This window comes from Sphingomonas sp. R647, assembly GCF_020177055.1.
Taxonomy (GTDB): domain Bacteria; phylum Pseudomonadota; class Alphaproteobacteria; order Sphingomonadales; family Sphingomonadaceae; genus Sphingomonas.
The window spans coordinates 289761-311124 of record NZ_JAIQXT010000001.1 but is presented as its reverse complement, the minus strand read 5'-3'; the positions used below and the strand labels follow the sequence as shown (position 1 = coordinate 311124).

Annotated in this window: 26 protein-coding genes; 12 read left to right on the top strand and 14 right to left on the bottom strand. The window is 65.6% G+C overall.

The genetic code is table 11. The annotated features are described in order from the left end of the window. Window positions 1-4 precede the first annotated feature (4 nt). Together accC and arsC are read left to right on the top strand one after the other, a co-directional pair. A complete protein-coding gene (gene accC / locus K9B35_RS01340; RefSeq protein ID WP_224920008.1) occupies window positions 5-1372 on the top strand; it encodes an acetyl-CoA carboxylase biotin carboxylase subunit in 1368 nt (455 codons plus the stop codon). Window positions 1373-1460: 88 nt separating this feature from the next. After that, the gene (gene arsC, locus K9B35_RS01335) at window positions 1461-1796 is read left to right on the top strand and encodes an arsenate reductase (glutaredoxin) (RefSeq protein WP_224920007.1); all 336 of its coding nucleotides are present in this window, start codon (window positions 1461-1463) and stop codon (window positions 1794-1796) included. 156 nt (window positions 1797-1952) lie between these two features. Here the strand turns inward: arsC and K9B35_RS01330 are convergent, their stop codons facing one another. After that, window positions 1953-2303, bottom strand: a complete 351-nt coding sequence (locus tag K9B35_RS01330; protein ID WP_224920006.1) for a PAS domain-containing protein — start codon at window positions 2301-2303, stop codon at window positions 1953-1955. A 114-nt stretch (window positions 2304-2417) separates the two neighbouring features. Between K9B35_RS01330 and K9B35_RS01325 the strand changes: the two genes are divergently transcribed. Continuing rightward, on the top strand, window positions 2418-3878 hold the full coding sequence (locus K9B35_RS01325) for a phospholipase D-like domain-containing protein (protein ID WP_224920488.1): 1461 nt from the start codon (window positions 2418-2420) through the stop codon (window positions 3876-3878). Here the strand turns inward: K9B35_RS01325 and K9B35_RS01320 are convergent. Both K9B35_RS01320 and K9B35_RS20100 read right to left on the bottom strand, forming a co-directional pair. Beyond that, the gene (locus K9B35_RS01320; RefSeq protein WP_224920005.1) at window positions 3849-4373 is read right to left on the bottom strand and encodes a hypothetical protein; all 525 of its coding nucleotides are present in this window, start codon (window positions 4371-4373) and stop codon (window positions 3849-3851) included. The genes K9B35_RS01325 and K9B35_RS01320 overlap by 30 nt on opposite strands. A gap of 33 nt (window positions 4374-4406) precedes the next feature. After that, a complete protein-coding gene (locus K9B35_RS20100) occupies window positions 4407-5153 on the bottom strand; it encodes an energy transducer TonB (RefSeq protein WP_263622227.1) in 747 nt (248 codons plus the stop codon). An 83-nt stretch (window positions 5154-5236) separates the two neighbouring features. Between K9B35_RS20100 and purL the strand changes: the two genes are divergently transcribed. The 4 genes from purL to K9B35_RS01290 all read left to right on the top strand — a co-directional run bounded on the left by purL (window position 5237) and on the right by K9B35_RS01290 (window position 10035). Then, complete coding sequence (gene purL, locus K9B35_RS01305; protein WP_224920004.1) at window positions 5237-7441, top strand: phosphoribosylformylglycinamidine synthase subunit PurL; 2205 nt, start codon at window positions 5237-5239, stop codon at window positions 7439-7441. A gap of 204 nt (window positions 7442-7645) precedes the next feature. Beyond that, the gene (locus K9B35_RS01300) at window positions 7646-8062 is read left to right on the top strand and encodes a DUF3052 domain-containing protein (RefSeq protein WP_224920003.1); all 417 of its coding nucleotides are present in this window, start codon (window positions 7646-7648) and stop codon (window positions 8060-8062) included. Next, window positions 8055-8729, top strand: a complete 675-nt coding sequence (locus K9B35_RS01295; protein WP_224920002.1) for a nitroreductase family protein — start codon at window positions 8055-8057, stop codon at window positions 8727-8729. Before K9B35_RS01300 ends, K9B35_RS01295 begins: the two co-directional genes overlap by 8 nt. A gap of 61 nt (window positions 8730-8790) precedes the next feature. Continuing rightward, window positions 8791-10035, top strand: a complete 1245-nt coding sequence (locus tag K9B35_RS01290; RefSeq protein ID WP_224920001.1) for a DUF418 domain-containing protein — start codon at window positions 8791-8793, stop codon at window positions 10033-10035. On the opposite strand, the gene K9B35_RS01285 is transcribed toward K9B35_RS01290, so the two are convergent. Beyond that, on the bottom strand, window positions 10025-10747 hold the full coding sequence (locus tag K9B35_RS01285) for a hypothetical protein (protein ID WP_224920000.1): 723 nt from the start codon (window positions 10745-10747) through the stop codon (window positions 10025-10027). The genes K9B35_RS01290 and K9B35_RS01285 overlap by 11 nt on opposite strands. A gap of 103 nt (window positions 10748-10850) precedes the next feature. On the opposite strand from K9B35_RS01285, the gene K9B35_RS01280 reads away from it, so the two are divergent. Together K9B35_RS01280 and bfr are read left to right on the top strand one after the other, a co-directional pair. Further along, window positions 10851-11021 (top strand): bacterioferritin-associated ferredoxin, encoded by a 171-nt coding sequence (locus K9B35_RS01280; protein ID WP_224919999.1) that lies wholly within the window; start codon window positions 10851-10853, stop codon window positions 11019-11021. A gap of 105 nt (window positions 11022-11126) precedes the next feature. Then, complete coding sequence (gene bfr, locus K9B35_RS01275; RefSeq protein ID WP_224919998.1) at window positions 11127-11609, top strand: bacterioferritin; 483 nt, start codon at window positions 11127-11129, stop codon at window positions 11607-11609. A 3-nt stretch (window positions 11610-11612) separates the two neighbouring features. Here the strand turns inward: bfr and K9B35_RS01270 are convergent, their stop codons facing one another. From K9B35_RS01270 to panB, 6 genes are all read right to left on the bottom strand, one after another. Beyond that, window positions 11613-12026 carry an Hpt domain-containing protein gene (locus tag K9B35_RS01270; protein WP_224919997.1) on the bottom strand — a complete coding sequence of 138 codons (414 nt, stop codon included), beginning with the start codon at window positions 12024-12026 and terminating at the stop codon, window positions 11613-11615. A gap of 77 nt (window positions 12027-12103) precedes the next feature. Further along, window positions 12104-12325, bottom strand: a complete 222-nt coding sequence (locus K9B35_RS01265; RefSeq protein WP_224919996.1) for a sulfurtransferase TusA family protein — start codon at window positions 12323-12325, stop codon at window positions 12104-12106. Next, window positions 12318-13682 (bottom strand): ribosome biogenesis GTPase Der, encoded by a 1365-nt coding sequence (gene der, locus K9B35_RS01260; RefSeq protein WP_224919995.1) that lies wholly within the window; start codon window positions 13680-13682, stop codon window positions 12318-12320. Before der ends, K9B35_RS01265 begins: the two co-directional genes overlap by 8 nt. 26 nt (window positions 13683-13708) lie before the next feature. Beyond that, entirely contained in the window at window positions 13709-15031 is a 1323-nt protein-coding gene (locus tag K9B35_RS01255) for a PQQ-like beta-propeller repeat protein (RefSeq protein ID WP_224919994.1), read from the bottom strand. Next, on the bottom strand, window positions 15028-15732 hold the full coding sequence (locus K9B35_RS01250) for a tetratricopeptide repeat protein (RefSeq protein WP_224919993.1): 705 nt from the start codon (window positions 15730-15732) through the stop codon (window positions 15028-15030). Before K9B35_RS01250 ends, K9B35_RS01255 begins: the two co-directional genes overlap by 4 nt. A 73-nt stretch (window positions 15733-15805) precedes the next feature. Beyond that, a complete protein-coding gene (panB, locus tag K9B35_RS01245) occupies window positions 15806-16666 on the bottom strand; it encodes a 3-methyl-2-oxobutanoate hydroxymethyltransferase (RefSeq protein WP_224919992.1) in 861 nt (286 codons plus the stop codon). Window positions 16667-16791: 125 nt separating this feature from the next. Here panB and K9B35_RS01240 point away from each other — a divergent pair, with 125 nt between their 5' ends. Genes K9B35_RS01240 through K9B35_RS01230 form a run of 3 tightly spaced genes read left to right on the top strand, consistent with a single transcriptional unit; the run spans window position 16792 to window position 17850 of the window. Continuing rightward, a complete protein-coding gene (locus K9B35_RS01240; RefSeq protein ID WP_224919991.1) occupies window positions 16792-17208 on the top strand; it encodes a hypothetical protein in 417 nt (138 codons plus the stop codon). Between the two features lie 2 nt (window positions 17209-17210). Then, on the top strand, window positions 17211-17642 hold the full coding sequence (locus K9B35_RS01235) for a hypothetical protein (protein WP_224919990.1): 432 nt from the start codon (window positions 17211-17213) through the stop codon (window positions 17640-17642). Continuing rightward, complete coding sequence (locus tag K9B35_RS01230) at window positions 17635-17850, top strand: helix-turn-helix transcriptional regulator (RefSeq protein ID WP_224919989.1); 216 nt, start codon at window positions 17635-17637, stop codon at window positions 17848-17850. Before K9B35_RS01235 ends, K9B35_RS01230 begins: the two co-directional genes overlap by 8 nt. A gap of 12 nt (window positions 17851-17862) precedes the next feature. Here the strand turns inward: K9B35_RS01230 and K9B35_RS01225 are convergent, their stop codons facing one another. The 4 genes from K9B35_RS01225 to guaA are packed head-to-tail and all read right to left on the bottom strand — an operon-like array spanning window position 17863 to window position 21240. Then, complete coding sequence (locus K9B35_RS01225) at window positions 17863-18210, bottom strand: ArsC family reductase (protein WP_224919988.1); 348 nt, start codon at window positions 18208-18210, stop codon at window positions 17863-17865. Beyond that, complete coding sequence (locus K9B35_RS01220; protein ID WP_224919987.1) at window positions 18207-19133, bottom strand: cobalamin-binding protein; 927 nt, start codon at window positions 19131-19133, stop codon at window positions 18207-18209. Before K9B35_RS01220 ends, K9B35_RS01225 begins: the two co-directional genes overlap by 4 nt. Further along, complete coding sequence (locus K9B35_RS01215) at window positions 19133-19660, bottom strand: hypothetical protein (RefSeq protein WP_224919986.1); 528 nt, start codon at window positions 19658-19660, stop codon at window positions 19133-19135. Before K9B35_RS01215 ends, K9B35_RS01220 begins: the two co-directional genes overlap by 1 nt. A 23-nt stretch (window positions 19661-19683) precedes the next feature. Then, entirely contained in the window at window positions 19684-21240 is a 1557-nt protein-coding gene (gene guaA / locus K9B35_RS01210; RefSeq protein ID WP_224919985.1) for a glutamine-hydrolyzing GMP synthase, read from the bottom strand. Between the last annotated feature and the right edge of the window lie 124 nt (window positions 21241-21364).

Genomic DNA, 21364 nt, shown 5'->3' with positions numbered 1-21364 from the left:
CGCCTTGCCCGAGATCAAGAAACTTCTGATCGCCAATCGCGGCGAGATTGCACTCCGCATCCACCGCGCGTGCCATGAGATGGGGATCAAGACCGTCGCGGTGCACTCCACCGCCGATGCCGACGCGATGCATGTGCGTCTGGCGGATGAGGCGATCTGCATCGGCCCGCCGGCTGCGGCGGAGAGCTATCTCAACATCCCCAACATCATCTCGGCCGCCGAGATCAGCGGCGCCGACGCGATCCACCCCGGCTATGGCTTTCTCAGTGAGAATGCCAAGTTCGCCGAGATCGTGGAGCTGCACAACCTGATCTTCGTCGGGCCGAAGCCCGAGCATATCCGCACCATGGGCGACAAGATCGAGGCGAAGCGCACTGCTGGCGCGCTCGGCCTGCCGCTCGTCCCCGGTTCGGACGGCGCGATCAGCGACCTTGAGGAAGCCAAGGCGATCGCCGCCGAGGCGGGCTATCCCGTGATCATCAAGGCGGCGTCGGGCGGCGGTGGTCGTGGCATGAAGGTGTGCACGTCCGAGGACGAGCTTGAGACGCTGATGCAGCAGGCCGGCCGCGAGGCGAAGGCCGCGTTCGGCGACGCGACGGTCTATCTCGAAAAATATCTTGGCAACCCGCGCCACATCGAAATCCAGGTGTTCGGCGACGGCAATGGCAACGCCATCCATCTGGGCGAGCGCGACTGCTCGCTCCAGCGCCGCCACCAGAAGGTGCTGGAAGAAGCCCCCTCCCCCGTGCTCGGCCAGGCCGATCGCGATCGGATCGGCAACATCTGCGCCAAGGCGATGGCCGATATGGGCTATCGCGGCGCAGGGACGATCGAGTTCCTGTGGGAGAATGGCGAGTTCTACTTCATCGAGATGAACACCCGGCTTCAGGTCGAGCATCCGGTGACCGAGGCGATCACCGGCCTCGACCTCGTCCGCGAACAGATCCGCGTTGCCGAAGGCCATGGCCTGACGCTGCGTCAGGAAGACGTGCAGTTCCGCGGCCACGCGATCGAATGCCGCATCAATGCCGAGGATCCGCGCACCTTCGCCCCGTCGCCGGGGCTGGTGAAGCAGTTCCACGCGCCGGGCGGCATGAACGTCCGCGTCGATAGCGGCCTCTACTCGGGCTATCGCATCCCGCCTTATTACGACAGCATGATCGCCAAGCTGATCGTGTACGGCACGACCCGCCAGGGCGCCCTGCGCCGCCTGCGCCGCGCGCTCGAGGAATTCGTGATCGAGGGCGACGGGATGAAGACGACGATCCCGCTGCATCAGGCACTGCTTGACGTGCCGGAATTCCAGCAGGGCGACTATACGATCAAGTGGCTTGAGGAGTGGCTGGCGAAGCAGGACGCCAGCGAGTCCTGACATCCGTTCGCCCTGAGCCTGTCGAAGGGCGATCTTCATCCGGTCGTCGCTTCGTGCTTCGACAAGCTCAGCACAAACGGAGGTTCCGGTGAACGCCACCATCCTGCACAACCCGCGCTGTTCCAAGTCGCGTGAGGCGCTGGCGATCCTTCAGGACGCCGGCGCGGACGTGACGGTGGTCGAGTATCTCAAGACCCCGCCATCGCGCGACGAACTGGCGCGGCTCTACGCGAAGGGCGAGATGTCCCCGCGCGATGGGCTGCGCAAGGCGGAGGCCGGCGCGAAGCTGCTCAAGGACGCGTCGGACGACGCGATCCTCGATGCGATGGCCGCCGCCCCGATCCTGATCGAACGCCCGCTGGTCGAAACCGACAAGGGCGTGCGGCTGGGCCGACCGCCGGAGCGGGTGCGGGAAATCCTCTAACGCCCCGTCCCATCTGGCGCGTTCAAATTCAGGCCACCAGACCCTTCGCGATCGTCTCGCACCACGGCGTCGTCGGGCGCCCGATCAGCTGGGGCAAGGTGCCCGAACCGCTGAACAATGCACCTTCGCCCGCGCGCGCCTAAGCGGGCACCTGTGTCAGGCGCACATGCGAGACGACGCGATGATCTCGTCAGTAACGTCGATCTTCGTGCCATAGAGGTAGCGCGCGACGCCATCCTCAACCGCCACATCCGCCGTCACCCGCATCCACCGCAACTGGCCATCGGGACGGCGGATCTTCGCCTCGAACGTGAAGCTGCCACGTTCGGCGATCGCCACTTCACGCAGCCGGCGCAGTTCCTCACGCGACTCGGCTGAATACATCGCGACCACTGCTTCGCGCGTCACAGGTGCGCCGCGTTGAAGACCGAACAGGTCATAAACGCCGTCGCTCCAGCTGAGCGAGTCGTCGCTGAGATCGCACTGCCAGCGGGCCTGAATCGCCATCAACCGCTGGGGGCTTGAAACCGGATTCGCGTCCATGGCGTCTCGTTACCAAGCGCTTCGCTAAAGTCCAGTGAACGCGTGACCTTTCGCGCGCACATCGGTATCGATGCTGCCATGTCATCCGGCTCAGACGACTCGCTGCTCCTTGAGCCTGGCCACAATTGCTGGCGCACCGCGCAGGCGTCGCGGCTGTCGGTGATCGTCGATGCCGAGGACTATTTCCGCACCGCCCGCGCCGCGATGCTCCGCGCGGAAAAGCAGATCATGCTGATTGGCTGGGACTTTGATGCGCGCATCCTGCTGACGCATGACGATCCGCCCGACCATCCCGAAGCTCCGCGCGAAGTCGGCGCGTTCATCACCTGGCTGGTGCGGCGCAAGCCCGAACTCAACGTCCATATCCTGCGCTGGGATGTCGGTGCCGTTGCCTCGATCCTGCGCGGGCGCACGCTGCAGACGCTGATCAAGTGGAAGCTTGCCAAGCGGATCCATCTGAAACTCGACGCGACCCATCCCGCCGGCGCCTCGCATCACCAGAAGATCGTCGTGATCGACGACTGCCTCGCCTTTTGCGGGGGGATCGACATGACGTTGGGCCGTTGGGACACGCGCGCGCATGCCGATGACGATCCCGGCCGGACGAACCCGGATGGCGAGCGCTACATGCCCTGGCACGATGCGACGACGGCGATTCAAGGGCCTGCCGCCGCCATGCTCGGCGATCTGTGCCGCGAGCGCTGGCACCGCGCGGGCGGGAATCGTCTCGACCGGCCGCAGGTCGAGCATGAATGTTGGCCCGACAAGCTGACCCCCGACTTCACCGATATCCGCGTCGCCGTTGCGCGCACGCAGCCCGAGTTGAACGGCGAGGCACCGGTGCAGGAGATCGAGAAGCTCTACCTCGACCTGATCGGCACGGCGCGCCACTTCATCTATGCCGAAAGCCAGTATTTCGCGTCGCGCCGCATTGCCGAGGCGATTGCCAAACGCCTGGCCGAGCCCGACGGGCCGGAATTCCTGATCGTGAACCCGCGCCGCGCCGATGGCTGGCTGGAACAGAGCGCGATGGACACTGCCCGCGCGCGGCTGTTCCAGGCGCTCAAGCAGCGTGACCCGCACGGGCGGCTGCGCATTTACCACCCCTACACCGCCGCGGGTGAGGCGATCTATGTCCATGCCAAGGTGCTGGTCGTCGACGACCGGTTCCTGCGCATCGGCTCATCCAACTTCAACAACCGCTCGCTCGGCCTCGACACCGAATGCGACGTCGCGCTTGCGGCGGGGACGCCGGAGGAAGCGGCCCGCATCGCCGCAATCCGCGACGGGTTGCTCGCCGAACATCTCGGCACCGATTCGCTGACCGTGGCGGCGGCGATTGCTGACAAGGGTTCGCTGGTAGCCGCGGTCGAGGGATTGCGCGGCACCGGCCGTTCGCTGCGGCCCTATGAGGTTCCTGACCTCAGCGCGGTCGAGGAGTGGCTGGCGGAGAACCAGGTTCTCGACGCGGGGGATGAATCGCCGATGGAAGCGATGACCAAGGGCGGGCTATTGCGGAGGCTGGGCCGCAAGCGCTGATCGCGCCCAACGCCATAGACCGCGAAGCACAATTGTGGCGTTGAGCGCCACGAACAGTCCCCATGCCACCAGCCACAACCCCTCTGCCTCCGCAAGGCACTGGGCTCCCCAAAACAGCAGAGGAATCGCCGCGGGCCATCTTGGCTGGCTCGAACCAAAGGCTTGGGCAACTTCGATCGGAACACGCGGTTGCGCCAGACTATTCACCCGGCAATGCGTATATACCAGCGTCACCACCATGATCACGCCGAACAGGAGCGCGACCATGAACGCCGGTACACTCGAACCCCGTACAGAGAGCAGGATCGGTAGCGCGACTCCCAGCAAGAGCCACCCGCCCCAAAGATAGGGGCTCAGCCAAACGCGCCGCCATTCCCCGAGCAGTTCGGCGACCTCAACGCGCGAGAGCCGCACGTCATAGCCCCACTGCGTGAACGTGAAGCCATCTTCGGCCGGGGTGAACCGCCTAAGATACCAGTTTTCAAGTGTCGTCACAGCATGGCCCCCGTCCGCCTTGAGGATAGCCTATCAACCCTCAACGCGCTCGAACACCCACTCATGGCTCTCTCGGATCAGCGCCGGCACCGGCTTGCCCGACCCGTCACGCGACGGACGGAAGCGGAAGCGCTCGCGGATCAGACGGCAGGTCAGCGCATCCAGGCGGCCCACCCCACTCGACCCCACCACATCGCAATCGCTGACCCGACCGTTCGCTTCGACCAGATACAGCACGGTCACCCGCCCCCCGGTCCCGGCATCGGCGAGATCATCGGGATAGTCCGAATCGCGGATGCTGCCGCGAATCCAGCGCGGTGGGGTCGCGTCGGGATCTCCCGCACCGCGCCCGTCGCCGCTCCCGCCCGCGCCAAAGCCGTTGCCTTGTCCGCCAGCACCACTGCCCGGACCCGGCACATCCGCAGCACCGCTGGTCGCTTGATTGCTGTCCGCAGCCTTCTCGGCGACCGGGAGCGGTGGTGGCGGCAGGGGTAACGCCACCACGGGTTGCGGAGCCACAATCTGCGTTGCTCGCGACGTCAGATTGGGCGGCGCCGCCTCGCCCTCGGGTCGCGTGTCGCGCTGCGGCGATCGGATCGCTTCGGGCGGCGGCGGCGGATCGGGGGCGACGCGGAACAGCGCCATTCCGTCCCCCTGCTCCGCCACCCGCGCGCGCACCGCCAGCCCTGCGACCAGCAATACGCCCAGCGCCACTGTCAGCGCGGCCGCTGCTGCGGCACCGCCTGCGCGCCCTCGCGGTTGGGACAGGATCGTAGCCATGGCCTCCAAACGCACGAACCGCCTGAACGATCGCTGGCCGCAAGGGGATGACGAACCCGCGCGGCCCCGCTATGCGCGCGACCATGACTCAGATCACGCCCGAAATCGTCGCCGAACACGGCCTGTCGCCCGAGGAATATGAGCGCGTCCTGCACGCGATGGGGCGCGAGCCGAACCTGACCGAACTCGGCATCTTTTCGGTGATGTGGTCGGAGCATTGCAGCTACAAATCGAGCCGCATCCATTTGAAGAAGCTGCCGACCGAGGCGCCGTGGGTGATCTGCGGTCCCGGCGAGAATGCCGGTGTCATCGACATCGGCGACGGGCAGGCGGCGATCTTCAAGATGGAGAGCCACAACCACCCGTCCTACATCGAACCCTATCAGGGCGCAGCCACGGGCGTGGGCGGCATTCTCCGCGACGTCTTCACCATGGGCGCGCGCCCGATCGCCAACATGAACGCGCTGCGGTTCGGCCGCCCCGATCATCCGAAGATGAAGCACCTGATCTCCGGCGTCGTTCACGGCATCGGCGGCTATGGCAATTGCGTCGGCGTTCCGACGGTCGGCGGTGAGGTCAACTTCCACAAGGCCTATGACGGCAACATCCTGGTCAATGCGATGACCGTGGGCGTCGCGGCGACCGACAAGATTTTCTACAGCGCAGCTGCGGGCATCGGCAATCCGGTCGTCTATGTCGGCTCCAAAACCGGCCGCGACGGCATCCATGGCGCGACCATGGCCAGCGCCGACTTTGACGAGCATAGCGACGAGAAGCGCCCGACCGTTCAGGTCGGCGACCCCTTCACCGAAAAGCTGCTGATCGAGGCCTGCCTCGAACTGATGGCGTCGGATGCGATCGTCGCGATCCAGGATATGGGCGCGGCGGGCCTGACCTCGTCGAGCGTCGAGATGGCGAGCAAGGGCGGGGTCGGGATCGAGCTGGTGATGGACAATGTGCCCCAGCGCGAAACCGGCATGACGCCGTATGAGATGATGCTGTCGGAGAGCCAGGAGCGGATGCTCATGGTGCTCAAGCCCGGCCGCGAGGATTTCGCCGAAGCGATCTTCCGTAAATGGGAGCTGGATTTCGCGGTCATCGGCACCGTCACCGATACCGGTCGCATGGTGCTGAAGTGGAAGGGCGATGTCGTCGCCGACATCCCGCTCGCCCCGCTGGCGAACGAAGCGCCGCTCTACGATCGCCCGCACGTCGCGACGCCCAAGCCCGCTGACCTCGCGGACGAGCCGGAATCGACCGATATCGCCGCTGACCTCATCAAGCTGATGGGCTCGCCCGACATCGCCTCGCGCCGCTGGATCTGGGAGCAATATGACCACATGGTCGGCGCCGACACCGTCCAGCGCCCCGGCGGCGACGCTGCGGTGGTCCGCGTCCATGGCACCGACAAGGCGCTGGCAATGACCACCGACTGCACCCCGCGCTATTGCTTCGCCGACCCGGTCGAAGGCGGAAAGCAGGCGATTGCCGAAGCGTGGCGCAACCTGACCAGCGTCGGCGCGACCCCGCTCGCGGTGACCAACTGCCTCAACTTCGCCAACCCGCAGCGGCCCGAAATCATGGGCCAGATCGTCGGTTGTCTTGAGGGCATGGGCGACGCCTGCCGCGCGCTCGACTTCCCGATCGTGTCGGGCAACGTCTCGCTCTACAATGAGAGCAAGGCGACCGGCGGCGGATCGGCGATCCTCCCCACCCCCGCAATCGGCGGCGTCGGCATCCTCGCCGACTGGTCCAAGTCGATGACGATCGCCTTCAAGGAAACCGGCGACGCAATCATCGCAGTTGGCGAGCGAATGGGCCATGTCGGCCAGTCAATCTGGCTGCGCGAAATCCACGGCCGCGAAGAAGGTCCGCCCCCGCCGGTAGATCTGAAGGCCGAAAAGCGTACCGGCGATTTCGTCCGAGACATGATCACGCGCGGCTTCGTCAACGCGGTCCATGACGTCTCGGACGGCGGCGTTGCGGTGACGCTCGCAGAAATGGCGCTCGCCAGCGGCATCGGCGCGACGATCGACCAGGCCCAGCCCTTCGGCATCGCTGGCAGCTTCTTCGGCGAGGATCAGGGTCTCTACATCGTCACCGTGCCGGACGAAGCGCTGACCGAGTTCCTCAGCGCCGCTGCAGCAGCCGACGTTCCCGCCGACCCGATGGGCCGCACGATCAAGGACCGGCTGATCTTCGAGCTCGACGAAGGCGACTGGTGCGTGACGATCGACGACCTGCGCAGCGCGCATGAAGGCTTCTTCCCGGCGCTGATGGGTTCCTGACACCGCGTCGGCGCGAACGCGGCCACCACAACCACCGTCGCCCCGGGTTTAACCCGGGGCCGGGCTTCTTGCGGCCGCGAGCGCCACGCATTCCCTCTATGCCGCGAATCTGCCACCTTCCCGAGCGACTCATCGCACGCACCCAATCCGCGCCTCGTGCGTAGGCATAGGGACTCGTGACGTTTCGACCCGCAGGAGGGACCCATGACCGCCGGCTATTCCACCACCCCGCTCGCTGACAAGCTCGGCTTCAAGCCCGGGATGCGGCTCTTCATCGCCGATATGCCAGCCAGCGTCCGGGCCGAGGCGCAGCTCGATGATCTTGGCCTCGAGGTGCTCGCGGCACCCTGTACTGGGATCGACGCGGCGCATGTCTTCGTCACCGAGCGCGCGATCTTGGAACGCGAGCTCAACGCGTTGCGCCAGTTGATCGCGCCGAGCGGGTTCGTCTGGGTCTCCTGGCCCAAAAAGGCGGCTAAGCTGGACACCGACATCACCGAAGACACCATCCGCGAGGTCGCCCTGCCCCTCGGTTTGGTTGATGTGAAAGTATGTGCAGTGAATGACGTCTGGTCGGGCCTCAAACTGATGATCCGCAAAGAGCTGCGCGTCGATGCCTGACGTCCCGGCAATCGCTTGGCGCCCCTATCCCGACCTCGACGACGCGCAGCGGATCGCCGCTGCCCGCGCGTTTCACGACGCAATGGTGACGCGCCGCTCGTGTCGCGCCTTCGCCGAGAGGCCGGTCCCGCGCGAAGCGATCGAATGGGCAATCCGCGCCGCCGGAACGGCCCCCAGCGGCGCCAACCATCAGCTATGGCACTTCGCAGTCGTCGCAAGCGCGGCGGGCAAGGCCGCCATCCGTTCAGGAGCAGAGGCGGAGGAACGCGAATTCTACGCCGGCAAGGCAGGTGCGGAGTGGCTTCGCGCGCTGGCCCCCCTCGGCACCGATGCCGACAAATCCTATCTCGAGATCGCGCCATGGCTGATCGTCATCTTTGGCCAGCGACGGGGCGGGCTTAAGCCGGGCGATGATTTCCAAAACTATTATGTGACCGAGAGCGTCGGCATCGCGACCGGCCTCCTCCTGACCGCGCTCCACGCGGCGGGGCTGGCCACTCTCACCCACACCCCCAATCCGATGAAGTTCCTCAACACTGTCTGCGCGCGACCGGACGCCGAGAAGCCAGTGATGATCGTCGCGGTTGGCCATGCCGCGGCCGATGCGACGATTCCGGTTCATGCGCTGCAGAGAAAGCCGCTTGAGGACACCGCGTCCTGGCTCTGACACGACTGGCGCCGGCCGACGAGTAGGTGTATTCCCCGGGCAACACGGGGGGAGACATTTCATGGCGACGACCATGGCGGGTGACCGCCATCTGACGCTCGACACCGTTCGCGGGGTCGCGGTGCTCGGCATTCTGCTGCTCAACATCATCGCCTTTTCGATGCCGCCAGCCGCCTATTTCAATCCGGCGGCCTATGGCGGCGCCGAGGGGATCGATCTCGGCGTATGGTTCGGCAATTTCGTGCTGTTCGACGGCAAGATGCGCGGGCTGTTCTCCTTCCTGTTCGGGGCGTCGACCCTGCTGGTGATCGAGCGCGCGACCGCGAAGGGTGAAAGCGCCGCCAAGGTCCATTACGCCCGGATGATCTGGCTGCTGGTCTTTGGCCTGCTCCATCTCTGGGCGATCTGGTGGGGCGATATCCTCAATCACTATGCGCTGATCGGGATGATCGCCTTCCTATTTCGCAATGCGCGCGTGAAGACGCTGCTGATCGTCGGCTGCATCCTGCTGGTGGTGCAGTTTATCGTGAGCGCGTTCATCCCGATGCTCGCCGCGATCGCTCAGGTGAATCCGGGCAAGCCGGGAATGGCTGAAGCGTTCGAGGGGCTCAAGCAAGGCTTTGGCCAGCCCTCGAGCGCATGGCTGACAGAGGATGTCGCGCTGCATCGCAGTGGCTGGTGGGCCATCGCTGTCGACCGGTTCAGCGAAGCCAAGTGGCTGCCGCTCGCCGGGCTGATCCAATATGGCTGGGAAACGCTCGCTTACATGCTGTTCGGCATGGCGGCCTATCGCAACGGCTTGCTGACCGGGCAGTGGGAGCGGCGGCGCTACTGGCGCTGGGTCGCGATCGGCTTTGGGATCGGCATCCCGGTCTATGCCGCGCTCGCGCTGTGGACGATCCGATCCGATTTCGGTCTGGTCGAGGTAACCTCAGCGACGATGGTGCTGACCACGCCGATCCGCCCGCTGATGATCATGGGCTGGGCCGCCCTGATCGTGCTGCTGATGCGTCCGGGTGGGTTCCTGACCGATCGCCTTGCTGCGGCGGGTCGCATGGCGTTCACCAACTATCTGGTGACCAGCCTGATCTGTACCACCATCTTCTACGGTTATGGCTTGGGCTGGTACGGCGCGTTGTCGCGGGCCGAGGTCTATCTGGTCGTGCTCGGCGTGTGGGCGCTGATCCTGCTGTGGTCCAAGCCTTGGCTCGAGCGATTCGCTTATGGCCCGCTCGAATGGCTGTGGCGCAGCCTGTCGCGGGGGCGGCCTCAGGGAATGACCGGCGGGGCGCTGGTTAAGGGGTAAGGACCGCCGCTGCCTCGGCGAGCGGGCGAAGCCGGATCGGTTTCGTCTGCTCGTCCACCTTGGGCAGCGATCGGCCATCGGACAAAAAGCTCCGCTCGATCAGACTGCCGTCGGGCTGTTCAAATGCGATCACGCAGGTTTCAAGCGCAGCCATGCGCTCGGCCATGAGGCGCACCACCATGATCGCGAAGCGCATGTCTTCGCTCAGCGGGCGACCGGCGGGCGCGAGGATCGTGAGCGAGTCCCACCCCCGCCCGCACAGCGCGTTGCCCCGGCGCGCAAGCCGCGTGCTGGTCCGCATCCACATGCCTTCGCCCAGTTCGGAGATGCTCCGCCACCCAATATCGCCAGACGTCGGTCGCGCTGGCAGGTCGAGCACAGGTTCCAGCCCCGACGGTATTGGAAGCGCCCCATTGCCGTAGTGATCGACCGAACGATCACCCGCAGACTCGGCAACGGTAGCCGTCTGGTCGATGCCGCCGGGCGCGGCCGAGAGTCGGGCAATCAGGTCCACGCCCTGCTTGTCCCAGTTGGGCTCGGCAGGACCGCCCGGCGCGACCAACTCGGCAAATGCTGCATCGGCAAGCCGCACTACCGCCTCCGGCGGTGTCAGCTCGGCAGTCGGCGTCCGCGGATTGTCTGTAGCGATTGCCGCAATCGGCGCGAAGATCAGGGTGAGCGAGAGGCATAGGCGCATCCGGTCTTGTTCCACGCCCTCCCCGATCTTCCAACATGATTTCTCGCGAATGCCTCGCAATAGGCTTGCGAATCACTCTCAATCGCCTTAACTCCTACATATCGAGCGAGAGGGTTCCATGGTCGTCTGCGTTTGCAATGCCATTCGGGAGAAAGACGTTCGCGCTGCTGCGCGTGACGGAGCGATCAGCGCCTGTCAGGCCTATCGCGCGCTCGGTCGCCAGCCGAAATGCGGCCAGTGCGTCCCGTTTGCGCGAGCCATTATCGACGCCGAACGCGCTGCTGCGTAGCGTTCGCACCTGCGCTAACCCGCAGAAATCCGCCATTTTCTCACTGTTTGAAGCGCCCTACCCGCGCTATACTCGCGTTCGAATTCCGAACGCGAAAGGTGCGACATGAAGGGCGACCCCAAGGTCATCGATTTTCTGAACGAGGTGCTCAAAGGCGAGCTGACCGCGATCAACCAATATTGGCTGCACTATCGCCTGTTCGACCATTGGGGCGTCAAGAAGCTCGCCGAGTTCGAGCGGCACGAATCGATCGACGAGATGAAGCATGCCGACATGCTGGCCGAGCGCATCCTGTTCCTCGACGGCCTGCCCAATTTCCAGCTGCTCGGGCGCCTTCGCATCGGTGAGAGTGTCGAAGAGGCGCTCAAGGCCGATCTGGATCTCGAATATGAAGCGGTCGCGCTGCTCAAGGACGCGATCGAACATTGCGAAAAGGTCCGCGACTATGGCAGCCGCGACCTGTTCCAGCGCATCCTCGACAGCGAGGAAGAGCATGTCGACACGCTCGAAACCCAGTTCGAAATGATCGAGCGGATGGGGATCCAGAACTATATTCAGCTCAACGCCAAGCCTGAGCAGGCGGAGTAAAAATTACGCGGCTGGGCGGCGTCCGAACATCGGGCGCCGCTCGACCAGCGGGTTTGCCTCGCGCTCCAACAGCGTCAGCGTCGCCTGAAACAGGGGGCGCAATTCGACGACATGCTTGAGCGCCTCGCTCGGCTCATAGCGATTCTCGACGCAATGGCGGGCGATATCCTCGATTGCTGCAGCACATTCGGCCAGCGGCTCGGCACCGAACTGGCGCGACTCCCCCTTCAGCGTGTGCGCGGGCAGCACCATCGCGGCAGCATTGGCTGACCGCATCGCGTCTTCGATCAGCGCGACCGACTTGACGCCGTCCTCCTGAAAATAGCCGAGGATGCGGACGAAATTGGCGCCAAGCTGCGTCCGGGCCTGCGCGAACGCCGTCCAGTCCACCAGCCGGTCCCCATCGAGCGTCGCCACATCAGCCTCCAGCACACGCGTTACTTCCAGATCACAGATATGGGTAAGCCGGTAAACGTGAGGTTGACGTGAAACGCTTATCCGATCCGAAAACCGTCCACGCCGTCGATTTCGACATGCTGCACGGTCAGCCCATGCGCGCTGGCGAGCGCGCCGATCTCGCGTTCGGCGGCGGGATCGTCGGCAAGGATATCCACAGATTGCGCACCCGACCGCAATGCCCGCGCCAGTCGCAGCGCGGGCCAGGGGCAGCGCAGGCCTCGTGCGTCGATGTGCAGCGGCGTCGCGCCGTCATTCACGATCGAACGGGTTCTTCGATGGCCGCATCGTCAGCCGCACCGGCACTGCGCCGAAATCAAACTCCTTGCGCATGCTGTTGACCAGATAGCGCTCATAGCTTTTGGGCAGCAGGTCGACGCGCGTGCCGAACAGAATGAAGCTCGGCGGCCGCGACTTGGCCTGGGTGACGTAGCGCGGCTTGATCCGCTTGCCACCGGGCGCGGGCGGCGGGTTCGCCTCGATCGCGCGCTCGAACCAGCGGTTGAGCTGGCCAGTAGTGATGCGCCGCGACCATGCCTTACGCGTTTCGAACGCGACCTTGATCAGCGTATCGAGCCCCTTGCCGGTCGCACCGGAGACGGTGAGCAGCGGCACGCCCTTCACCTGCGCCAAGCCCTCGTCGAGCGCGCCCTTCACGCCGTTGAACAGGCTCGACTGATTCTCGGCCACGTCCCATTTGTTGAGCGCGATGACGAGCGCGCGGCCCTCTTGCAGCACCTTGTCGGCGATCTTGAGGTCCTGAACCTCCAGCCCCTTGGTCGCATCGAGCAGCAGCACCACCACTTCGGCGAAATCGACCGCGCGCAACGCATCGAATACCGAGAGCTTCTCCAGCTTCTCCTGCACCTTGGCGCGCTTGCGCATCCCCGCGGTGTCGATCAGCCGCACCGGGCGGTCCTTGCCATCGGCATCGGTCCACATCCATTCGATCGCGATCGAATCGCGGGTGATCCCCGCCTCTGGTCCGGTGATCAGGCGGTCCTGCCCGAGCAGCTTGTTGATCAGCGTCGACTTGCCGGCATTGGGGCGTCCGACCACGGCGAGCTTGAGCGGTGCGTCGGGGGACTCCTCGTCCCCCTCCTCGAACTCATCCACTTCGCGGTCGATATAGGGCTGGAGCGCTTCGAACAGGTCGGCGATGCCCTCGCCATGTTCGGCCGAGAACGGGACCGGATCGCCCAGCCCCAGCGCCATCGCCTCATGGATGCCGGGTTCAGCGGCGCGGCCCTCGGCCTTGTTGGCGAGCAGGACAATCGGGGTGCCGGAACTGCGCAGCCAGCGCGCGACCTCGGCATCGAGCGGGGTGATGCCGGCGCGGGCATCGATCATGAACAGGGCGACGTCCGATTCGCGGACCGCCGCCTCGGTCTGCGCGCGCATCCGGCCCGGCAGGCTCGCCGGGTCTTCTTCCTCGAACCCCGCAGTGTCGGTCAGCCGGAACTTGCATCCGAGCAGGTCGCCATCGCCTTCGCGACGGTCACGGGTGACGCCGGGCTGATCGTCGACAAGCGCAAGGCGCTTGCCGACCAGCCGGTTGAACAGGGTCGATTTGCCCACATTGGGGCGGCCGATGATCGCTACGGTAGGAAGACGCATCCGCGCCTCCTACCGCAACTCCTGCCTCAGCGATAGGCGGTGATCTCACCCTTGTCGGTCAGGACGTACAGCATGTTGTTGGCAACGATCGGGGCAAGGCTCAAATTGCCACCAACCTCGATGGTCGAACCCATGCTGCCGTCTGCGGGCGATGCCGAGACAAGCTCGCCGCGCGAATTGGCGAGCCACAGGCGATCACCAGCCAGAACCGGGCCGACCCAGTTGATCGGGCCCTTCTTGTCCTTCTCATCGCGCCACGCGCGCATCTGGCTGATCCAGCGCACTTTGCCGCTGCCGCGTGCGATGCAGACGAGGCGCGCATCGTCGGTCATAACGAAGATCCACTCGCCCGCGACCCACGGGGTCGAGATGCCAGCGAAATTCTGTTCCCACAGCCGCGTGCCCGAATTGAGCTCGACCGCAGCCATGCGCTCGCCCTGCCCGACCGCATAGACGCGGCCCTGATCGATCACCGGCTCGGCATCGATATCGACCAAGCTGGAGACCGAGGTCGAAATGGTCGAACGCGACAGCGTGTCGGTCCAAAGCGAGCGGCCGTTTTCGTAGCGATAGGCGTTCAGCTCACCCGACGAGAAACCGGCGACGATCGTGCCCTGCGCCGCGGCGGGAGCCGCCACGCCGAACACGCCCTGGGTTTCCGGGGTGCCCGACTGGGTCCACACCACCGCGCCATCGGCCTGTGCCAGTGCGAACAGCTGATTGTCCTGCGACACGACATAGGCGTTGCCGAGGAACAGCGTCGGTGCGCCGCGCAGCGGGCCGCCCGGCTTCTTGCGCCATACTTCCGTGCCCGCCGCTGCGTCGATCGCGACGACATCGCCGATCCCGTTGGTCGCGAACACGCGCCCGCCCTCGACGCTCACGCCGCCGCCGAACGCCGCGTTGCGGTTTTCCTTGTCGGCCGAGGTCGCGAGCGACCACAGCTTGCCACCCGTGTTGGCATCAAACGCATGAACCACCGCGTCGGTATCGACGACGAACAGCTTGCCGTCCGACACGACCGGGGTCGCGGCCAGCCGCACCCGACCCGTGGTACCGGCGATCTTCGCCGACCACACGCGCGCAGGCGTCTGGCCGAGCGCGAGATGGCCCATTGCCTTGGACGCGTTGCCGCCCGGCTGAGTCCAGCCCGGGTTGACTGCCGCCACCGGCAAAACGACCTGAACTTCGGCGATTGCCTTGTCGGCGGTGATGCCGGACTCGCCCGCGAGAATCGGCACGCGCTGCCCGAGCACCGGGGTCTTGCTGCCGCCGCCCTTGAAGATGCCGCAAGCGCTCAACGCGACCAGCGCCGCGAGCGCGACGGGGATACGAACCGACTTCATCATTGTGCTTTCTTGTCCTCACCCTCGTCGACGATCGCGTCGACACCCAGTACGCCGGCCATCTGAACCGCGCGTTGACGGATCGAGCGCGGAACGCCCTCGTCCTTGGCGATTTCGCCGTAAAGCTTGCCGGCATCGGCGCGCTTGCCCTGGCGCAGATAGGCGCCGGCGAGCATTTCGCCCGCGCTGCCATACCAGGGGCTGTCCTTGACCGCGAGCGGACGCAGGCGAGCGACGACTGCATCGGACTTCATCGTGTCATATTCGATCATGGTCTGACGAATCAGCGCGAGGTCGCGAAATTCCTGCGGGACATTCGTGTCCGCAGCGATCGCACCCATCAGCGCGGCCGCGCCCTTGAGATCGTTCTTCTGCAGCAGCAGCGTCGCCTGCGTGAAGCGCGCGCTCGCGCTGAAGCCGGCGGTGCCGGAGCCAGCGAGCTCCTTCAGCGACGTTTCGGCCAGCTGCGGCTTGTTCTCACCCAGCGCCTTGAACACCGCGGCATATTTGTCGCCCTCGGCCGCCCGCTGCCCCTCATTGTGGCTCTGCCAGTAGAGGAAGCCGCCGAACGCGACGAGCGCGGCGATCACCGCGACGATGATCCAGCGTCCGTAATTCTGCCAGATGTGCAACGCCTGATCCTTGCGGAGCTCTTCGTCGACCTCACGCAGAAAGGCATCGTTGCTTTGCGGGCTCAGCGCCAAGGGGAAACTCCATCGGGAAAACTAGGGGGGTGCGGGCGCGGACCTTAGCCGCGCCGAACGGGAAACGAAAGCGTCAGTCCTTGGGCTTATAGACTTGTTCGTCGCCCGGAAAACTCCGATCGCGCACGGCCCCTGCATAGCTCTCGACCGCGGCGGAAATGCGGCCAGCCATGTCGTCGAACTTCTTCACGAAGCGCGGGGTGCGTTCGAACATGCCCAGCATGTCCTCGGTCACCAGAACCTGGCCGTCGCACTGCGCCGACGCACCAATGCCGATCACCGGACACGACACCGCGGCGACGATCTCGTTCGCCAGCGTCTCGACCACCCCCTCGGCAACGATGGCAAAGGCACCGGCCTCCGCCACGGCCCGCGCGTCGCCGATGATTTTGGCGAACTCGGCATTGCCGCGCCCGCGCGCGCCATAGCCGCCCAGTGCGTTCACCGCCTGCGGCGTCAGGCCGATATGGCCCATCACCGGGATGCCACGGCTGGTGAGGAACGCGACCGTCTCCGCCATCGCCTCACCGCCCTCCAGCTTCACGCCGGCGGCGCCGGTCTCCGCCATGATCCGCGCAGCCGATTCGAACGCCTGTTGCGGGCTCGCTTCGTAGCTGCCGAACGGCATGTCGATGATGACGACCGAATGATAGCTGCCCCGCACTACCGCCGCGCCATGCGCGCACATCATGTCGAGCGTCACCGCCAGCGTCGAGGGCAGGCCGTAGATCACCTGCCCCAGGCTGTCGCCGACCAGCAGCATGTCGCAATGCGGGTCGAGCAGCTGCGCCATGCGCGCGGTGTAGGCCGTCAGCATTACCACCGGCTCCTTGCCCTTGCGCCCCTGAATCGCCGGGACGGTCAGGCGCTTCATCGGCGCCGGAGTCGGCGTCGCGCGGCTGGTGGAGGTGTCGATGGTGAAGGTCGTGGACATGGGTGGCGCTCTAGCGGGACCAGCGCGAGCACGCCAGCGACCTCGTTCGTCATGTCAGCTGAACTTGACTCAATGTTCAATATATATAACATTGAGTCGCATAGAGCTTACATGGGAGGAAGCGCATGGCGTTTCGAGAGAAGATTGCGTGGGTGTCGTTTCTGAGCACCGTACTGATCTGGGGTGCGTTCTTTATCATCCTGGCCCTGACGCCGCACGGCGTACGCGGGCTGGCGATGCTCGGCCCGTTCATCGTCGCGACGGTGGCACAGGCGGCCGTGATGATCGCTGCGGCGTCGATCTGGGCGATCGGTGCCCCCAAGGAGGCCAACGCCCCCGCCGATGAGCGCGACCGCGCGGTCGGGCGACGCGCGACGGGATTTGCCTATCTCACCCTGATCCTTGGCGTGGTCGCGGTGATCGTCTGGCTGCATTTCGGCCTGCACGGCCCCGACACGATCTTCGCGCTCGCAGGTGCCTTCATCCTCGCTGAAGCGGTGCGGTTCGGCGCCACCGCGCTCGGCTATCGCAAGGGAGTCTGATCATGGCCTATCGTGAAAAGCTCGCCTGGCTCGAACTGATCGGCATGGTGATCGCTTATGGCGGCTATTTCATAGCGGTCGGCATCGTCGACCCTGCGCCCGGCCGACTGGAGACGCTGACCTATGTCGCGCTGTTCGGGGCGGCGAGCGTGATCCGGCTGCTGATCCTCGGCTCCGGCTGGCTGTTCCTCCGCGCACAGATGGGGAGCGACGCGCGTGCAAAGCCCGATGAGCGCGACCGTTCGATCGCGCGGCGCGGGGCCAGCACCGGCTATTATGTCCTGATGGGCCTGATGCTGTGGGTCGGCGTCGTGCTGCCGCTGACCGACAGCGGCTGGGCGGTTGCCAACGCCGCGCTCGCCGCGATTATCATCGCCGAAATCGTGCGCGATATCATGGTGGTGATCAGCTATCGGCGGGGCTGGCATGGCTAATCCCCCGATCAGCAATCAGATCCGCACTTTGCGCTTCATGGCGGGTGAGATGACCCAGGCCGATCTCGGCGACCGGGTCGGCGTCACCCGCCAGACGATCGCGGCGATCGAACAGGGGAAGTATTCCCCGACGCTCGAAACCGCGTTCCGCATCGCCCGCGCGTTCGAAAAGCCGCTTGAGGAGGTGTTCCAATGGGCGGGGGAGTGATCCCCCTGCCCGTCACAGCAGCGCTGCGGCCCATATCTCGGGTTTGAACCCGACCAGCAGCCCGCCGCGATGTTCGACCACCGGGCGCTTGATCAGCGAAGGCTGCGCCGCCATCCGCGCCAGTGCCTTGGCCGCATCGATGTCGGCCCTGTCGGCTTCATCGAGCTTGCGAAAGGTCGTGCCAGCGCGGTTGAGCAACGGCTCCCACCCCACCGACTCGGCCCATTTCGCGAGGCGCGCAGGGTCTGCGCCTTCCTTCTTATAGTCGTGGAAGGCGTAGGCGATGCCATTGGCGTCGAGCCAGGTCCGCGCCTTCTTGACCGTGTCGCAATTTGGGATGCCGTAGACTTCGACGTTCATGCCATCACCTCCGCACCGACCGCGACCCAATTGGTCCCGCGATGCCCAAAATCGACTCCCGGATGCAGGATTTCCGCCAGGATCTCCGCCGATTCGACCAGACGCGGGCCGGGGCGGTTGAAGAAATACTGGCCATCGGTCGCCGCCACCCGCCCAGCGCGGACGGCGCGCAGCGACTGCCACAGCGGATGCGCGGCGAGCGCGGGCAGTTCGTCCAGCGTCTGCGGGATACGGAACCCGCACGGCATCAACACGATCGCGTCGGGGTCTGCCTCAGCCAGCGCCTCGATCCCGACATAGGGCGAATGCTGGCCATGCGCTGCGAGCAGGCTCTCGCCGCCGGCAATCTCGATCAGTTCCGGCACCCAGTTGCCCGCCATCATCAAAGGATCGAGCCATTCGATCGCGGCGACGCGCGGCCGAGGCCGATCGGCAACCGCAGCGCGCACGGCATCCATCCGCGCCTTGAGCTGCGCCACGACCGGCCCGGCATCAGTGCCAGTCGCCGCCGCCACCGCCGCGAAATCGCACCACACATCGCCGAGCGTATCTGGCGCGGTGCTGATCAGCACCGGCGCGGTTCCGGTCCAGTCATTCAGAGCCGCGCTCAAATCGTCCGGCGTCACCGCGCACACCGCGCATTGCGTCTGGGTCAGCACCACATCGGGGTTTAGCGCGCGTAACCCATCGGCATCGACTTCATAGACCGACAGCCCGGCGCCGACGATATCGCGCACGCGATCTTCGATCTCACCCGAGTTCAGCCCTTTGGCGAGCTTGCTGCGCGTGAGCACCGGCAGCCCCTCCACGCGCGGCGGCCAGTCGCACTCATGGCTGCGCCCGACCAGCGCATCGCCCAGCCCCAGCGCGACCGCGATCTCGGTGGCGCTGGGCAGTAGCGAAACGATCCGCAGGTCCGACATCAGGCGAGGCGCAGCCGGCGTCCGAACAGCTGCGGCGCGCTGCTGCTCAACACGGCATAGGCGGCCATCAGCACCGCCAGCCACAGTGCGTCGTTGGCGAGGATGGTCAGCACGATCTTTGGCGTGAAGGTGCCAAGGCCACCAAAGGCGAGCGCCACCATGTACAGCGAGCCTTCATAGGCGATGAAGCCGAGCGCCGCGCCGCCGGCGATCTGCACCAACGTCGCACCCCTGCGCGCGACCATCCGCGCGGCGACCCAGGCGAGCATCGCGCCACCCGCAATCGCGGCGCCCCAGCCGATTGCATAGCCATCGACCGGATAGCCCATGAAGCCAAAGCCCAACGCCTGGTTCGCCGACCAGCATGCCAGCACGGTCAGCGCGCCCGCGCGCCGCTCCATCGTCCCCGCCGCCGCTGCCGAAGCCGCGACGAACGGCGTCACGCAGCCGAAGATCGGAGTCGCGGCCAGCACGAACAGGAACAGGGTGGTCGGCCAGGCATATTTGCTGGCGGAAGGAAGCTGCATCATCTGTCTCCGAAACCGTCCACTTATTCCCACTCGATCGTGCCCGGCGGCTTCGAGGTATAGTCGTACACAACGCGGTTGACGCCCTTCACCTCGTTGACGATCCGGGTGGCGACGCGGGTCAGAAAGCTCGCATCGAACGGATAGACATCGGCGGTCATGCCATCGGTGCTGGTCACCGCGCGCAGGCCGCACACGCTGTCATAGGTGCGTCCGTCGCCCATCACGCCGACGGTCTTGACCGGCAGCAGCACCGCAAACGCCTGCCAGATCGCGTCGTACAGGCCGGCGTTGCGGATTTCCTCCAGATACACCGCGTCCGCCTTGCGCAGGATGTCACAGCGTTCCTTGGTCACTTCGCCCGGGATGCGGATCGCAAGGCCGGGGCCGGGGAACGGGTGGCGGCCGACGAACACGTCGGGCAGCCCCAACTCGCGGCCGAGCGCGCGCACCTCGTCCTTGAACAGCTCGCGCAGCGGCTCGACCAGTTGCATGTTCATGCGCTCGGGCAGGCCGCCGACATTGTGGTGGCTCTTGATCGTGACCGACGGACCGCCGGTGAAGCTGACGCTCTCGATCACGTCAGGATAGAGCGTGCCCTGAGCCAGGAACTCTGCGCCACCGATCTTTTTCGCTTCGTCTTCAAAGACATCGATGAAGGTCTTACCGATAAACTTCCGCTTCGCCTCCGGGTCGGTGACACCAGCGAGGCCATTCATGAACAGCGTCTCGGCGTTCACATGGACCAGCGGGATGTTGTAGTGGCCGCGGAACAGCGACACGACCTGATCGGCCTCGCCGCTGCGCATCAGGCCGTGGTCGACGAACACGCAGGTCAGCTGCTCGCCGATCGCCTCGTGGATCAGTACCGCCGCGACCGCGCTGTCGACGCCGCCCGACAGGCCGCAAATGACCTTGCCGCTGCCGACCTGCTTGCGGATCTCCGCGATCTTCGTCTGGCGGAATTCCGCCATCGTCCAGTCGCCCTTGAGCCCGCAGACATGCCGCACGAAATTGGCGAGCAGCTTGCCGCCATCGGGGGTGTGAACCACCTCAGGGTGGAACTGCATCGCATAATAGCGGCGCGTATCGTCCGCGATCACCGCGAACGGTGCGCCGGGGCTGGCCGCGACCGGGCGGAAGCCGGGGGCAAGGTCGGTGACCTTGTCGCCATGGCTCATCCACACCTGATGCGTTTCGCCCTCGCTCCACAGCCCGTTGAACAGTGCGCAGCCATCGGCGATGTCGATGAACGCGCGGCCGAATTCGCCGCTGTCGCCCAGCTGCACCCGCCCGCCCAGCTGGTGCATCATCACCTGCTGCCCGTAGCAGATGCCCAGCACCGGCACGCCGCTTTCGAAGATTGCGTCGGGAACGCGCGGCGAGCCTTCTTCCAGCACCGAGGCGGGCGAACCCGAGAGGATGACGCCACCCGGCTTCATCCGTTCGAACGCCTCTGCGGCGGCATTGAAGGGGGCGATTTCGCTGTAGACGCCCGCTTCGCGCACGCGGCGTGCGATCAGCTGGGTCACCTGGCTGCCGAAATCAACGATGAGGATGGATTCGCCGGGCTGTGTCATGGCGAGCCGATAGGAAGCTGCGGCGCGGGTGTAAAGGCGAAGCAGCCCGCTTTTGGCCCTGCAATCTTGGTCACCGCGCCCTTAACCCCACCCGCACACCATTCTGAAGCGCACCCCTTCTATC

Bases quoted from the DNA above. Each gene is read 5' to 3' on its own strand.
- K9B35_RS01330 (WP_224920006.1), bottom strand. From the start codon at position 2,303: ATGGCGATTCAGGCCCGCTGGCAGTGCGATCTCAGCGACGACTCGCTC.
- K9B35_RS01325 (WP_224920488.1), top strand. From the start codon at position 2,418: ATGTCATCCGGCTCAGACGACTCGCTGCTCCTTGAGCCTGGCCACAAT.
- K9B35_RS20100 (WP_263622227.1), bottom strand. From the start codon at position 5,153: ATGGCTACGATCCTGTCCCAACCGCGAGGGCGCGCAGGCGGTGCCGCA.
- purL (WP_224920004.1), top strand. From the start codon at position 5,237: ATGACTCAGATCACGCCCGAAATCGTCGCCGAACACGGCCTGTCGCCC.
- K9B35_RS01300 (WP_224920003.1), top strand. From the start codon at position 7,646: ATGACCGCCGGCTATTCCACCACCCCGCTCGCTGACAAGCTCGGCTTC.
- K9B35_RS01295 (WP_224920002.1), top strand. From the start codon at position 8,055: ATGCCTGACGTCCCGGCAATCGCTTGGCGCCCCTATCCCGACCTCGAC.
- K9B35_RS01290 (WP_224920001.1), top strand. From the start codon at position 8,791: ATGGCGACGACCATGGCGGGTGACCGCCATCTGACGCTCGACACCGTT.
- K9B35_RS01280 (WP_224919999.1), top strand. From the start codon at position 10,851: ATGGTCGTCTGCGTTTGCAATGCCATTCGGGAGAAAGACGTTCGCGCT.
- bfr (WP_224919998.1), top strand. From the start codon at position 11,127: ATGAAGGGCGACCCCAAGGTCATCGATTTTCTGAACGAGGTGCTCAAA.
- der (WP_224919995.1), bottom strand. From the start codon at position 13,682: ATGCGTCTTCCTACCGTAGCGATCATCGGCCGCCCCAATGTGGGCAAA.
- K9B35_RS01255 (WP_224919994.1), bottom strand. From the start codon at position 15,031: ATGATGAAGTCGGTTCGTATCCCCGTCGCGCTCGCGGCGCTGGTCGCG.
- panB (WP_224919992.1), bottom strand. From the start codon at position 16,666: ATGTCCACGACCTTCACCATCGACACCTCCACCAGCCGCGCGACGCCG.
- K9B35_RS01240 (WP_224919991.1), top strand. From the start codon at position 16,792: ATGGCGTTTCGAGAGAAGATTGCGTGGGTGTCGTTTCTGAGCACCGTA.
- K9B35_RS01235 (WP_224919990.1), top strand. From the start codon at position 17,211: ATGGCCTATCGTGAAAAGCTCGCCTGGCTCGAACTGATCGGCATGGTG.
- K9B35_RS01230 (WP_224919989.1), top strand. From the start codon at position 17,635: ATGGCTAATCCCCCGATCAGCAATCAGATCCGCACTTTGCGCTTCATG.
- K9B35_RS01225 (WP_224919988.1), bottom strand. From the start codon at position 18,210: ATGAACGTCGAAGTCTACGGCATCCCAAATTGCGACACGGTCAAGAAG.
- K9B35_RS01220 (WP_224919987.1), bottom strand. From the start codon at position 19,133: ATGTCGGACCTGCGGATCGTTTCGCTACTGCCCAGCGCCACCGAGATC.
- K9B35_RS01215 (WP_224919986.1), bottom strand. From the start codon at position 19,660: ATGCAGCTTCCTTCCGCCAGCAAATATGCCTGGCCGACCACCCTGTTC.
- guaA (WP_224919985.1), bottom strand. From the start codon at position 21,240: ATGACACAGCCCGGCGAATCCATCCTCATCGTTGATTTCGGCAGCCAG.